The 13,319-nt window shown below is 70.4% G+C and carries 13 protein-coding genes; 8 read left to right on the top strand and 5 right to left on the bottom strand.

All coding sequences use genetic code 11. From position 1 onward, the window contains the following. A complete protein-coding gene (gene hrcA, locus BM085_RS17385; protein ID WP_031163981.1) occupies positions 1-1,014 on the bottom strand; it encodes a heat-inducible transcriptional repressor HrcA in 1,014 nt (337 codons plus the stop codon). A gap of 183 nt (positions 1,015-1,197) precedes the next feature. On the opposite strand from hrcA, the gene BM085_RS17390 reads away from it, so the two are divergent. Genes BM085_RS17390 through BM085_RS17400 form a run of 3 tightly spaced genes read left to right on the top strand, consistent with a single transcriptional unit; the run spans position 1,198 to position 3,557 of the window. After that, positions 1,198-1,980: a hypothetical protein gene (locus BM085_RS17390; protein WP_093888005.1), complete on the top strand. Its 783-nt coding sequence runs from the start codon at positions 1,198-1,200 to the stop codon at positions 1,978-1,980. A 54-nt stretch (positions 1,981-2,034) separates the two neighbouring features. Then, positions 2,035-2,877, top strand: coding sequence for a DUF3097 domain-containing protein (locus tag BM085_RS17395; RefSeq protein WP_093888006.1), 843 nt, complete (start codon positions 2,035-2,037; stop codon positions 2,875-2,877). After that, positions 2,874-3,557, top strand: coding sequence for a DUF4870 domain-containing protein (locus tag BM085_RS17400; protein WP_093888007.1), 684 nt, complete (start codon positions 2,874-2,876; stop codon positions 3,555-3,557). The genes BM085_RS17395 and BM085_RS17400 overlap by 4 nt, the downstream gene beginning before the upstream one ends. A gap of 52 nt (positions 3,558-3,609) precedes the next feature. On the opposite strand, the gene hemW is transcribed toward BM085_RS17400, so the two are convergent. Then, complete coding sequence (gene hemW, locus BM085_RS17405) at positions 3,610-4,821, bottom strand: radical SAM family heme chaperone HemW (RefSeq protein ID WP_093888008.1); 1,212 nt, start codon at positions 4,819-4,821, stop codon at positions 3,610-3,612. Between the two features lie 385 nt (positions 4,822-5,206). On the opposite strand from hemW, the gene BM085_RS17410 reads away from it, so the two are divergent. Continuing rightward, a complete protein-coding gene (locus BM085_RS17410; RefSeq protein WP_093888085.1) occupies positions 5,207-6,484 on the top strand; it encodes a glycoside hydrolase family 18 protein in 1,278 nt (425 codons plus the stop codon). Between the two features lie 287 nt (positions 6,485-6,771). Here BM085_RS17410 and lepA read toward each other — a convergent pair whose 3' ends face one another. Beyond that, positions 6,772-8,610, bottom strand: coding sequence for a translation elongation factor 4 (gene lepA / locus BM085_RS17415; protein WP_093888009.1), 1,839 nt, complete (start codon positions 8,608-8,610; stop codon positions 6,772-6,774). A gap of 131 nt (positions 8,611-8,741) precedes the next feature. Between lepA and BM085_RS17420 the strand changes: the two genes are divergently transcribed. After that, positions 8,742-9,686 (top strand): glycoside hydrolase family 18 protein, encoded by a 945-nt coding sequence (locus tag BM085_RS17420; protein ID WP_245789369.1) that lies wholly within the window; start codon positions 8,742-8,744, stop codon positions 9,684-9,686. 148 nt (positions 9,687-9,834) lie between these two features. Beyond that, positions 9,835-10,107 carry a 30S ribosomal protein S20 gene (gene rpsT / locus BM085_RS17425; RefSeq protein WP_031163994.1) on the top strand — a complete coding sequence of 91 codons (273 nt, stop codon included), beginning with the start codon at positions 9,835-9,837 and terminating at the stop codon, positions 10,105-10,107. A 244-nt stretch (positions 10,108-10,351) separates the two neighbouring features. On the opposite strand, the gene BM085_RS17430 is transcribed toward rpsT, so the two are convergent. Next, positions 10,352-10,840 (bottom strand): MarR family winged helix-turn-helix transcriptional regulator, encoded by a 489-nt coding sequence (locus tag BM085_RS17430; RefSeq protein ID WP_093888011.1) that lies wholly within the window; start codon positions 10,838-10,840, stop codon positions 10,352-10,354. Positions 10,841-10,913: 73 nt separating this feature from the next. On the opposite strand from BM085_RS17430, the gene BM085_RS17435 reads away from it, so the two are divergent. Then, positions 10,914-11,819 (top strand): EamA family transporter, encoded by a 906-nt coding sequence (locus BM085_RS17435; protein WP_093888012.1) that lies wholly within the window; start codon positions 10,914-10,916, stop codon positions 11,817-11,819. 194 nt (positions 11,820-12,013) lie between these two features. Here the strand turns inward: BM085_RS17435 and holA are convergent, their stop codons facing one another. Further along, positions 12,014-12,985, bottom strand: coding sequence for a DNA polymerase III subunit delta (gene holA, locus BM085_RS17440; protein ID WP_245789370.1), 972 nt, complete (start codon positions 12,983-12,985; stop codon positions 12,014-12,016). A gap of 112 nt (positions 12,986-13,097) precedes the next feature. Here holA and BM085_RS44475 point away from each other — a divergent pair, with 112 nt between their 5' ends. Next, positions 13,098-13,250 carry a hypothetical protein gene (locus BM085_RS44475; RefSeq protein WP_177245143.1) on the top strand — a complete coding sequence of 51 codons (153 nt, stop codon included), beginning with the start codon at positions 13,098-13,100 and terminating at the stop codon, positions 13,248-13,250. Positions 13,251-13,319 lie beyond the last annotated feature (69 nt).

Below are 13,319 nucleotides of genomic sequence, written 5' to 3' on the forward strand. Positions count from 1 at the left end.
TTAGGATGCAGCCAGGATCTGGCTGACGTAGCGTGCCACCGCGCGCACCGCGCCCATCGTGACCGGGTAGTCCATTCGCGTCGGACCCAGCACACCGAGCCGGGCCAGTTGCTTGTCCCCCGAACCGTATCCGGCGGCGACGAGCGACGTGCCCTGGAGCCCGGTGTAGGGGTTCTCAGAGCCGATCCGCACCGTCAGCGCCGACAGATCGGAGGTCTCACCGAGCAGGCGCATGAGCACCACCTGCTCTTCCAGGGCCTCCAGCACGTCGCGGAGCCCGACGGTGAAGTCGGCTCCCGCGAGGTTGGCCGCCCCGGCGAAAACGATCTTTTCATCATGCCGGTCCACGAGGGACTCCAGCAGCACCGACAGGACGGTGGCCGCCAGCGGGCGGTCCTCCGCCGGAAGCCGTTCGGGCAGGTCGGCGACCATGTCGGGGACCCTGGCCAGCCCGCACCCGTCCAGGCAGGCGTTGAGCGTCGCGCGGAGGTGGGCGACGCGGGTCTCGTCGACCACGTCGGGCAGCTCGACCACGCGCTGCTCGACCCGCCCGGTGTTGGTGATGAGCACGAACATCAGCCTGCGCTCGCTCAGCGGGACCAGCTCGACGTGCCGGACCGTGGAGTTGGTCAGCGTGGGGTACTGCACGACGGCGACCTGCCGGGTGAGCTGCGCCAGCAGCCGCACCGTGCGCATCACGACGTCGTCGATGTCCACGGCTCCGGCGAGGAAGGTCTCGATGGCCTTCCTCTCGGCACTCGACAACGGCTTCACCTGCGAGAGCCGGTCAACGAACAGCCGGTAGCCCTTGTCGGTGGGCACCCGGCCGGCGCTGGTGTGGGGCTGGGCGATGTAGCCCTGCTCCTCCAGCACCGCCATGTCGTTGCGGATGGTCGCTGACGAGACGCCGAGGTTGTGCCGTTCGACGAGAGCCTTGGAACCCACCGGCTCGTTGGTGGACACGTAGTCCTCGACGATGGCGCGAAGCACCGCCAGCTTGCGGTCGTCGACCAACGCGCTCACCTCCCTGCCTGCGCCCGAACGTAAAACACCAGCTCTGGCACTCTGTGTTCCCGAGTGCCAAGTGTACGGCTCCAGCCCACGGGGTGCGATAACACGGCGTCAGGATGATGAAGCCAAGCGGGCAGCAAGTCAACTGCTATCGGTATACAAGCGGCAAGCCCCACAATTTACGACATGTCGAACGATTTCGTATCCCCCTCCGGAGGCGGCCCCTCCGGCGCCCCCGGTCACGGTGCCCCCGGTCACGGCGCCCCCGGTTACGGCGCCCCGGGTCACGGCGCCCCCCAGCAGCCCTACGGCCAGCAGCAGCACCAGGGCGCCCCTCCCTACGGATACGCGCCTCCCGGCTACGGGGCACCCCAGGGCCCGTCGCCGAAGACGAAGGTCAAGCCCGGCATCGGCTGGATCGTCGGCGCCTGGCTCGTCTTCGTGCTCAGCGTGATCGTCGGCATCGCCGGGTTCGCCGGCGGCATCTTCAGCGCGATCACCGACGCCGCGCCCACCAGCTCGTTCCAGCCGGGCCAGACCGTGACGGTCAAGCTCGACCCGGCGGACAAGCCCGCCATCTACGTCTCCGCCGCGACGGGCACCAAGTTCGAGTGCCAGATCCAGGGCGATCCGGGGGCCGTCAGACTCCAGCAGCCGAGCCTGGACCAGACCGTCACCTCCGACGGCGTCATCTGGGAACTGGCCCTGCGGGTGGGGGTGGACAAGGCCGGCGACTACCCGCTCACCTGCACCACCGCCGAGGGGGCGAGCGCCAAGTTCGGCGTCGGCAAGGAGATCGCCGCCGACTCGGTGGTGGGCGGGGCCGTCGCGCTGTTCGCGGTGCCGGGCCTGGGCTTCCTGCTGGCCGTCATCGTGACGATCGTCGTGCTGGTGAAGCGGAGCGGCGCCCGCAAGCGCCAGGCCGCCGCGGCGGGACAGTGGGGACAGCCGGGACCGTACGGCAGGTGATCGCGGCTTTTGCTACCGTCCACTTGATCCCCGAGAGAGAGTGGGCGGCCGGTGATGTACGAGCGTGACGTGCTGTCGGAGGACTGGCGGCGCCCCCTCAGGGGGAAGATCCCCCAGGTCCCCGCAGAGCTCGACCTGGTCGTGGAGGACGCCGACGGCGGCTTCTGCGGCGCCGTGGTGGCCTGCGACAAGGAGGCCGTCACGCTTGAGGACCGGTTCGGGCGACGGCGGCTGTTTCCGCTGGAGCCCGCCGCGTTCCTCCTGGAGGGCAAGGTGGTGACGCTGGTGCGGCCCGCCGCCGCGCCGCGGGGCCCGAGGCGGAGCGCCTCGGGCTCGATCGCGGTGGAGGGCCTGCGGGCCCAGGTGGCCAAGGAGAGCCGGATCTACGTGGAGGGCGTGCACGACGCCGCGCTCGTGGAGAAGGTCTGGGGCCACGACCTCCGGGTGGAGGGCGTGGTCGTGGAGTATCTCGAGGGGGTCGACCACCTGCCTTCGATCGTCGAGGAGTTCGAGCCCGGCCCCGGCCGCCGCCTGGGCGTGCTCGTCGACCACCTGGTCCCCGGCTCGAAGGAGAGCCGGATCGCCGCCCAGGTCTCCGCACCGCACGTGCTGATCGTCGGGCACCCGTTCGTCGACGTCTGGCAGGCGGTCAAGCCCTCGGTGCTGAAGATCGCCTCCTGGCCGTCGGTGCCGCGCGGCGTACCCTGGAAAGAAGGGGTCATCGCCGCTCTGGGCTGGGATCTGGAGCCCGGTGACGCCTGGCGCCGCATTCTCGGATCGGTGGCCACCTACGCCGATCTGGAGCCGGAGCTTCTCGGCCCGGTCGAGGAACTGATCGACTTCGTGACGGTTCCCGGCGAGGATGGCCAACCCCACACCCATCAGGAGGGGTCATGAGCGACAGTCCCGAGGAACCGCGGCCCGGGTCCGCGGACGACGAGCCCACCGGGCACACCGGCCGGCCGTCCCAGCCCGGCTACCCCCCACCGCCCCAGCCCGGCTATACCTCGCCCGGCTACACCCAGCCCGGCCACACCCAGCCTCAGCCCGGCCAGGACCACACCCGGCCCGGCCACACCCAGCCTCAGCCCGGCCAGGGCTACCCGCCACCGGCCGCGTCGCCGTACGGATCGGACGGCCACGACTACCGGCAGAGTCATCAGGGCGGCTACCAGGGGGCGTATCCGCCGCCCGGCGCCTACGGCCCGCCGCCCGGCTACGGATACCCGGCGCCGCCGGGGACGTACGGCCCGCGGCCCGGGAGCGACGACACCACCATGGCCATGCTCGCCCATCTGCTGGGCCTGCTGACCTGGTTCGTCGGCCCGCTGGTGGTCTATCTCGCGAAGAAGGACGACTCCCCCTACGTGCGGGACCAGGCGGCCGAGGCGCTCAACTTCCAGCTCACCCTGATGATCGCCTATTTCGTCTCCTGGATCCTGGCGTTCGTGCTGATCGGCTTCATCCTGATGTTCGTGGTGTGGATCGGGTCGATCATTTTGATGATCGTCGCCGCCGTAGCGGCCAGCCGGGGCGAGAGGTACCGCTATCCGTTGAACATCCGCTTCATCAGCTGACCGGCGACGCACGCCCGGCACTTACATCTCCCCCGGGCCTCGTCGGCGGCTCTCAGGTCAGATCACGCACCAGGGCGTCGGCCAGCAGGCGGCCGCGCAGTGTCAGCACCGCGCGGCCCGCCTTGAACGGCTCCATCTCCAGCAGGCCGTCGGCCAGCGCCCGGGCGACGACCGGCGGCCTTTCGATCTCCCTGAGCGGGAAGCCCCGGACGAGCCTGAGCTCCAGCATCAGCCGCTCCACCGCTCTGTCCTGCGGAGTCAGCACCTCGCGCGCGTGCGCGGGCGAGACGCCGGAGGCCAGGCGCTGGGCGTAGGCCGCCGGATGCTTGACGTTCCACCAGCGGGTGCCGCCGACGTGGCTGTGCGCGCCGGGGCCGACGCCCCACCAGTCGCCGCCGGTCCAGTAGAGCAGGTTGTGCCGGCAGCGTCCGGCCTCCGAGGTCGCCCAGTTGGACACCTCGTACCACTCGAAGCCGGCTTCGGCGAGCATGGCGTCGGCGATGAGATAGCGATCGGCGGCCACGTCGTCGTCGGGCATCGGCAGCTCGCCGCGCCGGATCCTGGCCGCCAACCTGGTGCCGTCCTCCACGATCAGCGAGTAGGCGGACACGTGGTCGGGCCCGGCCTCGATCGCCGCGGCCAGCGAGGCCCGCCAGTCGTCGTCGCTCTCCCCCGGCGTGCTGTAGATCAGGTCCAGGTTGACGTGGTCGAACCCGGCCTCCCTGGCCTCCCGTACGGCCCGCGCCGGGCGGCCGGGAGTGTGCCGGCGCTCCAGCACCTCCAGCACGTGCGCACGGGCGCTCTGCATGCCGAAGCTCATCCGGGTGAACCCGCCGGCGCGCAGCTCGGACAGGTAGGCCGGGTCCACCGACTCGGGGTTGGCCTCGGTGGTCACCTCGGCGCCGGGAGCGAGCCCGAACTCCTCCTCGATCGCACCCAGGATCCGGACCAGGTCCCCGGCGGGCAGCAGGGTGGGGGTGCCTCCGCCGAAGAACACGGTCTCGACCGGGAGGTCCGCGTCGCCCAGGTTGGCCCGTGCCCGCCGTACCTCGTCGACGGCGGTGTCGGCGTAGTCCTTGTGCGAGGCGCCGGGGCCGAGCTCGGACGCCGTGTAGGTGTTGAAGTCGCAGTAACCGCAGCGGGTCACGCAGAAGGGCACGTGGACGTAGAAACCGAACGGACGCCCGCCGAGCCCGTGGAGCGCGCTGTCGGGGAGCCGGCCCGAGGCCGGTACGGGATCACCGTCGGGAAGAGTGGATGGCACGACACCAAGTCTGCCGCTCCGGCCGCGATGCCCGGACCGTGACTCCCCACCGGACCGCTGCGCGCCCACTGACCACGGAGCCGTACGGCGGTCCGCCCACGCATCACGGAGCCGTACGGCAGCACGCACGCATCGCGGAGCCGTACGGCGGTCCGCCCACGCATCGCGGAACCGTACGGCAGCGCCCCCACGCATCGCGGAGCGGCACGACGGCCGTCCGACGCGGCCGTGGAATCGTGCGGCGGAACGGGGGCGTACGCCCCGGTTACCGCTATGCGGCAAATCCACGGAAGACCGTTGACGCTCAGTTCGCCCAGGTCTACGATCCGGGAAAACTTAAAGGAAAGTTTCCTATAAGTTACCCCCCCAGCAGGTGGAGAAGCCCGTGCAGAGACTCCTCCGGAACACGCTCGCGGCGGCCCTCGCCGCCGGTCTGACGGCCCTGGCCGCACCGGTGCCCGCCCAGGCCCAGGCACATCCGGACCACGGCGACCGCTTCAAGCGCGTCGCCTATTTCGTTCAGTGGGGCATCTACGGCCGTAACTACCACGTCAAGGACATCGACACCACCGGTGCGGCGGCCAAGCTCACCCATATCAATTACGCGTTCGGATTCGTCGGCGCCGATGGCGGCTGCGTCTCCTCCGACGCCTGGGCCGACTGGCAGCGCCCGGTGCCCGCCGACCAGAGCGTGGACGGCGCCGCCGACGCCGACGGCCAGGCCCTCAACGGCAACCTGAACCAGCTGAAGAAGCTCAAGGCCAAGCACCCCGGCCTCAAGGCGATGATCTCGCTCGGCGGCTGGAGCGGCTCGAAGTACTTCTCCGACGCGGTGCTCACCGCCGAGGGCCGTACCAAGCTGGCGGCCTCCTGCGTGGACCTGTGGCTCAAGGGCAACCTGCCCGGCGCCGCGCCCGGCGCGGGAGCGGGCGTCTTCGACGGCATCGATCTGGACTGGGAGTGGCCGGGCTCCTCCGGCGCCGACGGCAACGTCATCAGGCCCGAGGACAAGCGCAACTTCACGCTGTTCACCGCCGAGCTCCGCCGCCAGATGAACGACTTCGACCGCAAGAGCGAGCTGAGCGCCTACCTGCCCGCCGCGGCGGCGAAGATCGACTCGGGCTTCGAGGTGCGCGAGCTCTTCAGGCACTTCACCTTCGCCACCGTCCAGGGCTACGACCTGCGCGGCTCGTGGGAGACCGTCACCGGCCACAACGGCAACCTGTTCACCGACCGGCGCGACCCCAACACGGTGAAGTACAGCGTGGACCAGACCGTCCGCGACTACCTGTCGCGTGGCGCCCCGGCCAGGAAGATCGTGGTCGGCGTCCCGGCCTACGGCCAGGGCTGGACCGGCGTCACCGGCGGCGGCAACGGCCTGTTCAAGGGCGCCACCGGCCCCGCCCCGGGCACCTGGGCCGCCGGTGTCGACGACTACGAGAACCTCGTCAAGAAGCCCGGCAAGCGCTACCGCGACCTGCGGACCGGCGCCGCCTGGATCTACGACGGCAACGAGTTCTGGTCATACGACGACCCCACCACGGTCACCCAGAAGGCGGCCTACATCCGCCTGAAGGGCCTCGGCGGCTCCATGATGTGGTCCATCGACCAGGACGACGCCAAGGCCTCGCTGACCTCGGCGCTCTACAGCGTCCTGCGCTGAGGCGCCCGTCCCACAGACCGGGCGGGGCCGCAGGTCCTGGGTCACCGGCGACCCCGCCCGCACGTCTGCGCCTCCGCTCCGCACCCGCTCGGCGATCTCGTCGCCGTGGGCGGAGCGGGCGGCGCATCGGCTCCCGGTCACCTTGGCGACCCGGAAAGCCCCGGTGACCGGGACGACCCGAAAGGCCCTGTCACCGTGGCGGCCCGGAAGGCCCCGGTGACCGTGACGCCGCCCCGATCGCGGGGTGGGCCGGCATCCACCGGCTCACCCCCGAGGGCCGGGAGCGGCTACTTCTTGGCCTTGTCGGTGGACGACTCGGTGGACAGCGCGGCGACGAAGGCCTCCTGGGGGACCTCCACCCGGCCGACCATCTTCATCCGCTTCTTGCCCTCCTTCTGCTTCTCCAGCAGCTTGCGCTTACGGGAGATGTCGCCGCCGTAGCACTTGGCGAGGACGTCCTTGCGGATGGCGCGGATGTTCTCACGGGCGATGACCCGGGCGCCGATGGCGGCCTGGATCGGCACCTCGAACTGCTGCCTCGGGATGAGCTCGCGGAGCTTCTTGGCCATCTCCACCCCGTAGGCGTAGGCCTTGTCCTTGTGGACGATGGCGCTGAAGGCGTCCACGGCCTCACCCTGGAGCAGGATGTCGACCTTGACCAGCTCGGACTCCTGCTCGCCGGAGGGCTCGTAGTCCAGCGAGGCGTAACCGCGCGTGCGGGACTTGAGCTGGTCGAAGAAGTCGAAGATGATCTCGCCGAGCGGCATGGTGTAGCGGATCTCGACGCGGTCCTCCGACAGGTAGTCCATGCCCTGCAGGTTGCCCCGGCGGTTCTGGCAGAGCTCCATGATGGCGCCGATGAACTCCGAGGGGACCAGCACCGTGGACTTCACCATCGGCTCGAAGACCTTTTCGACCTTGCCCGTGGGGAACTCCGAGGGGTTGGTGACGGTGACCTCCTTACCGTCCTCCATGATCACCTGGTAGACCACGTTGGGCGCGGTGGAGATGAGCGAGAGGTTGAACTCCCGCTCCAGGCGCTCACGGACGATCTCCATGTGGAGCAGGCCGAGGAAGCCGCAGCGGAAGCCGAAGCCGAGGGCCGCGGAGGTCTCCGGCTCGTAGACCAGGGCGGCGTCGTTGAGCTGGAGCTTGTCCAGCGCCTCGCGGAGCTCGGGGTAGTCGTCGCCGTCGATCGGGTAGAGCCCCGAGAAGACCATCGGCTTGGGGTGCTCGTAGCCGCTGAGCGCCTTGGCGGCCGGCCGCGCGACGGAGGTCACGGTGTCGCCGACCCGCGACTGGCGGACGTCCTTCACACCGGTGATGAGGTAGCCCACCTCGCCGACGCCGAGCCCCTTGTCGGCGATCTTCGGCTCCGGCGAGATGACGCCGATCTCCAGCGTCTCGTGGGCCGCGGCGGTGGACATCATCAGGATGCGCTCGCGCTTGCCCAGGTGACCGTCCATGACCCGGACGTAGGTGATCACGCCGCGGTAGGTGTCGTAGACGGAGTCGAAGATCAGCGCGCGGGCGGGCGCGTCGGCGTCGCCGACCGGGGCCGGAACGTTCTGGACGACGTGGTCGAGCAGCTCCCGGACGCCCACACCGGTCTTGCCGGAGACCTTCAGCACGTCCTCCGGCTCGCAGCCGATGAGGTGGGCGATCTCCGCGGCGTACTTCTCCGGCTGCGCGGCGGGAAGGTCGATCTTGTTGAGCACCGGGATGATCGTCATGTCGTTGTTCATGGCCAGGTAGAGGTTGGCCAGCGTCTGCGCCTCGATCCCCTGCGCGGCGTCGACCAGCAGGATGGCGCCCTCGCACGCCTGGAGCGAGCGGGACACCTCGTAGGTGAAGTCGACGTGCCCGGGGGTGTCGATCATGTTGAGGACGTAGTCGGTGTCGCCCACCTGCCACGGCAGCCGGACCGCCTGCGACTTGATGGTGATGCCGCGCTCGCGCTCGATGTCCATCCGATCGAGGTACTGGGCGCGCATTGAGCGGTCGTCGACCACGCCGGTGATCTGCAACATGCGGTCGGCAAGCGTTGACTTGCCATGGTCGATATGCGCGATGATGCAGAAGTTGCGGATCACCGCGGGATCGGTCTGGCCAGGCTGAATGCGCACCGGTGTCCGTTTCGACGGGATTGATGACGATCGACGACTGGCATACCAGCCGTCTTCCATGGTGACATGTCCGGGTGATTGCCCGGACCAGAGCACGGCGCGGCCTGCGGTTTCTCGCGATGGTGGCGGCCGTGCTCCTTGTGCTTCCCGGGGTGGCCGCAGCCACCCTCACGATCCAGTTTACCGGGACACCCGCCCCGTGGGCGAAGACCACCGGTCACGACGCCCTGTGGCTCGGCCACGCGTGGGTGGACGGCCGCAAGAACGCCGCCGATCTGAAGGAGCTGGCCGTCCGGCTGCGCAAGACGGGGATCAAGGACGTGTACGTCCACTCCGGCCCCTTCGAGTACGACGGGACGCTGCCCGCCGCCAAGCATCCCGCCGCCGAGGACTTCCTGAAGCGGTGGCGCGCGGAGCTGCCGAAGGTGCGGGTGTCGGCGTGGCTCGGCCAGAAGGTCGACGGCGGCCTGGACCTCGACGACCCGGCCACCAGGCAGCGCGTGCTCGACAGCGTGAGCGGCGCCATGACGCTCGGCTTCGACGGCGTGCACTACAACTTCGAGCCGATCGGCAGCGGCGACACCGAGTTCCTCGATCTGCTGACCCGGACGCGCCCGATCGTCGGCGGCGGCCTGCTCTCCACCTCGACGCCGCAGATCGAACCGTTCCCGCTGACCCGCCCCGCCGTCCGCGCCGTCCTCGGCCACGACAAGTACTGGTCGCCCGAGTACTTCAAGGAGGTCGCGGCCCTCACCGACCAGGTCGCGATCATGACCTACGACTCCGGCCTCCCCTCCGAACTGCTCTACGGCGGCCATGTCGTACGGCAGGGCGGCCTCGCGCTGGAGCTCGTGCCGCCGGAGAAGACCGTGCTGGTCGGCGCCCCGGCCTACCACGACCACAACGTGCCGTGGGTCGACGCGGCCGAGAGCGTCGCGACGGCGGCCGAGGGCGCGCGGCTGGCGCTGACCGCCTACGGCAAGCCGCGCGAGCGGTTCGGGCTGGCCCTGTACGTCGATTTCGCGGCCACGGCGGAAGACTGGGCGGAGTACGAGCGATTCTGGTCCCGTCCATGACGACAGCACGGTAAGCTGATCAGGCATCCCTCTGTCCAGGCAGTCGATTTGAGCGACCGTCCAGGCAGTTGGTAGCCTGTTCAACTGCGTGTGGCGCGCCCTCTCTGCCCGCGCGCCCCACTCCGACGACATTCACCGAGGCTTCTTCGTGGCGAACATCAAGTCCCAGATCAAGCGCAACCGGCAGAACGAGAAGGCCCGGCTGCGTAACAAGGCTGTCAAGTCGTCCCTCAAGACGGCGGTCCGCAAGTTCCGCGAGGCTGCCGACCAGGGCAACGTCGACCAGGCCGTCGTGCTCCAGCGCGCCGCTTCCCGCCAGCTGGACAAGGCCGCCAGCAAGGGCGTGATCCACAAGAACCAGGCCGCCAACCGCAAGTCGGCGATCGCCCAGCGCGTCGTCGAGCTCTCGGCCGCCAAGTAACCCAGGTTCTTCCGGACGCCGCACCCCCCTCACGGGGGATGCGGCGTTCTGGCGTTTCACCGGGATACGACGTTCCGACGGAAGCCGCCACACGCGGGCAGGACCCTCGCGCCGGCATGCGGGCGCCGCCGGCCGTATCAGCAGCCCTGCCTCAGTGGACGAGCGCAGCCGCACGTGACAGGGACCCCGTTCCGGCGGGCGGGAGCCGTCACCCGGCTCGGGCGATTCACCGGACCGGTCCGGATCACTCCAGCTCGCCCAGCAGAGTCCTGAGCAGGTCGCCGAGACGCTCGCGATCCTCCTCCGGCAGCGCGGCCAGCACCTCGTGCTGAGGCCCCAGTCCCGCGGCCACGGCCTCGTCGATCAACTGGAGTCCCTGGGCGGTCAGGCTGACCCGCAGTGCCCGGCGGTCGTCCGGGTCGGGGGCGCGGACGATCAGAGCCGCCCGCTCCAGCCGGTCGAGACGTCCCGTCATGCCGCCGGAGGTCAGCATGAGCGTGGCGGTCATGGCCTTGGGCGACAGCGTGTACGGCTCGCCGGCCCGGCGGAGGGTGGCGAGCACGTCGAACTCGCCCCGGCCGAGACCGCGGGCCCCGTACACCTCTTCCATGCGATCCCCCATGAGCCGGGCGATCCGGTAGATCCGTCCGAAGACCCCCATCGGGGAGGGGTCCAAATCGGGCCGCTCCCGCCTCCACTGCAACACGATCCGGTCGACCGGGTCCTCTGTCATGACAGCATCATAGCTTGACGGTAAATAACTTAGTGCTAAGTTACTTAGTATTGAGTTTAATGAAGGAGTCCCCATGCCGGCCCCCCGTCTCGCCCTCATCGCCACCACAGCCCTCGCCCCCGCGGTCTGGGGCACCACCTACATCGTGACCACCGAACTGCTGCCCCCGGACCGCCCGCTGCTGACCGCCCTGCTCCGCGCCCTCCCCGCCGGCCTGCTCCTGATCGCCATGACGCGGACGCTCCCCCGGGGGAGCTGGTGGTGGCGGGCGCCGGTGCTGGGCGCGCTGAACATCGGCATGTTCTTTCCCCTGCTCTTCCTGTCCGCCTACCGGCTGCCCGGCGGCGTGGCGGGAGTGCTCGGCGCCATCCAGCCGCTCCTCGTCGCCGGATTCACCCGTGCCGTACTGCGCGAGACCGTCCCGGTCCACCGCGTGATCGCCGGGATCACCGCGACGGTCGGCGTCTCCCTCGTCGTGCTCCGGGCCAACGCCGCCCTCGACGCCGTCGGCGTCGCCGCGGGCGTCGTCGCCGCGGCGGGCATGGCCGCCGGGGTCGTCCTCACCCGCTCCTGGGGGAAGCCGCCGGGCGTGAGCGACCTGACCCTCACCGGCTGGCAGCTCACCGCGGGCGGCCTGATGATCGCCCCCGTGGCCCTCGCCGCCGAGGGCATGCCGCCCGCCCTGGACGGAGCCTCCGTCGGCGGCTACCTCTGGCTGGGCCTCGTCGGCACGGCCGCCGCCTACACCCTGTGGTTCCGCGGCATCGCCCGGCTGCCGGCCGCCCAGGTGTCCCTGCTCGGCACCCTCAGCCCGCTCACCGCTGCGCTTCTCGGCTGGATCGCCCTCGGCCAGTCCCTGAGCCCGCTTCAGCTCACCGGCTTCGCGCTGGCCCTCAGCGCGACCGTCCTCGGCCAGCTCCCCGCACCCCGGCGCACCCGCGTCGCCCCGGACCCGCAGCCCACCCCCTCGCGCCCGTAGAGCCTCCGCCCGGGAGGCGCCGGGCTGTCCGGGGAGCGCCTGCGCCCTGAAGGCGAGGTGACCCGCCATCGGACCGGGTGGATCACAGGGCCACGCCGACCGCATGGGGGTCAGCCCCCTGTTGAGCCCCCATCACAGGGCCGCGCTGACCGCATCGGAGGGGCAGCTGCCTGATCGTGATCGGGGAGACGGAGCTAACGGCCGGTACGGCTGGCCACGACGGTCTGGATCATGTGCTCCAGCGCGTAGGCGGGGTCGGCGCCGCCGCCCTTGACCTGCTCGTCGGCGGTGGCGGCCGCCTGGAGCGCACGGGCGATGCCGTCGGGGCCCCAGCCGTTCAGCTGCCGCTGGACCCGGTCGATCTTCCAGGGCGGCATGCCGAGATGGCTGGCGAGCTGCCCGCCGCGCAGGTTGCGCGGGGCACCGCCCACCTTGGCGAGCGAGCGCAGCCCTCCGGCGAGCGCGCTCACCAGCAGGACGGGGGCCGTTCCGGTGGCGAGCGCCCAGCGGAGCTGCTCAAGAGCGTCGCCCAGCCGTCCTTCGACAGCGGAGTCGGCCACGGTGAACCCGCTGACCTCGGCCCGCCCCCGGTGGTAACGGGCGACGGCCGCCTCGTCGATGGCCTTGCCCGGGGTGTCGAAGGCCAGCTGGCTGCAGGCGGCGGCCAGCTCCCGCAGGTCGTTGCCCACCGCGTCGAGCAGGGCGGCGGCCGCGTCGGCGCCGATGCTCCGCCCCGCCCGCTTCAGCTCGGCCTTGACGAACGCGAGCCGTTCGGCCGGCTTGGTCAGCTTGGTCACGGCGACCACGTGGGCACCGGCCTTCTTGACCCCGTCCACCAGGGCCTTCCCCTTGACCCCGCCGGGATGGACGAGGACCAGCACGGTGTCGTCGGCCGGATGGGCGGCATAGGAGACGATCTCGGTGACGACCTCCTTGGACAGGTCCTGGGCCGAGCGGATCGCCACCACCGACCTGTCGCCGAACAGCGACGGCGAGGACAGCCGGGTCAGCTCCCCCGGCTCCACCTTCCCGCCGATCAGGTCGTACACCTCGGTGCCCGGGTCCGTCGCCCTGGCCGCCGCGATCGCCTCGCCCACCGCGCGGTCGGCCAGCAACTCCTCGTCGCCGAGTATCAGGATCACGGGTGCTGGATCGGTTGCCGCCATGTCCAGCAGCATGCCACGTGCCGGTGGCCGAATCGCAATCAGCAAGCCGTTCGCAATCCGAATGCAGGCGTCATGGGGCAGGCTCGGAGCAAGCAAGGGAGGTGAAACCCATATGAACTCCACTACCTGCCGCCACGCCTGCCCGCACTGCGGGACGACCCTCGACGAGGGCCCCATCATGTATCGCTGCGCACGCTGCAGCCGCTCGGTCTACGCCGCCGACGTGAACACCGAGTTCCACCGGCCGCTCAAGGCCGCGCGCTGACTCCACGGGGGGACACCCGGCCTGCCCCAGGGGGGACAGGGGACGGGGAAACGGTCCGCCGATGGCAGA

Origin of the sequence: Streptosporangium canum (assembly GCF_900113865.1) — a bacterium.
Classification (GTDB): domain Bacteria; phylum Actinomycetota; class Actinomycetes; order Streptosporangiales; family Streptosporangiaceae; genus Streptosporangium; species Streptosporangium canum.

Bases quoted from the DNA above. Each gene is read 5' to 3' on its own strand.
- BM085_RS17390 (WP_093888005.1), top strand. From the start codon at position 1,198: ATGTCGAACGATTTCGTATCCCCCTCCGGAGGCGGCCCCTCCGGCGCC.
- holA (WP_245789370.1), bottom strand. From the start codon at position 12,985: ATGGCGGCAACCGATCCAGCACCCGTGATCCTGATACTCGGCGACGAG.
- BM085_RS17435 (WP_093888012.1), top strand. From the start codon at position 10,914: ATGCCGGCCCCCCGTCTCGCCCTCATCGCCACCACAGCCCTCGCCCCC.
- BM085_RS17395 (WP_093888006.1), top strand. From the start codon at position 2,035: ATGTACGAGCGTGACGTGCTGTCGGAGGACTGGCGGCGCCCCCTCAGG.
- BM085_RS44475 (WP_177245143.1), top strand. From the start codon at position 13,098: ATGAACTCCACTACCTGCCGCCACGCCTGCCCGCACTGCGGGACGACC.
- BM085_RS17430 (WP_093888011.1), bottom strand. From the start codon at position 10,840: ATGACAGAGGACCCGGTCGACCGGATCGTGTTGCAGTGGAGGCGGGAG.
- BM085_RS17400 (WP_093888007.1), top strand. From the start codon at position 2,874: ATGAGCGACAGTCCCGAGGAACCGCGGCCCGGGTCCGCGGACGACGAG.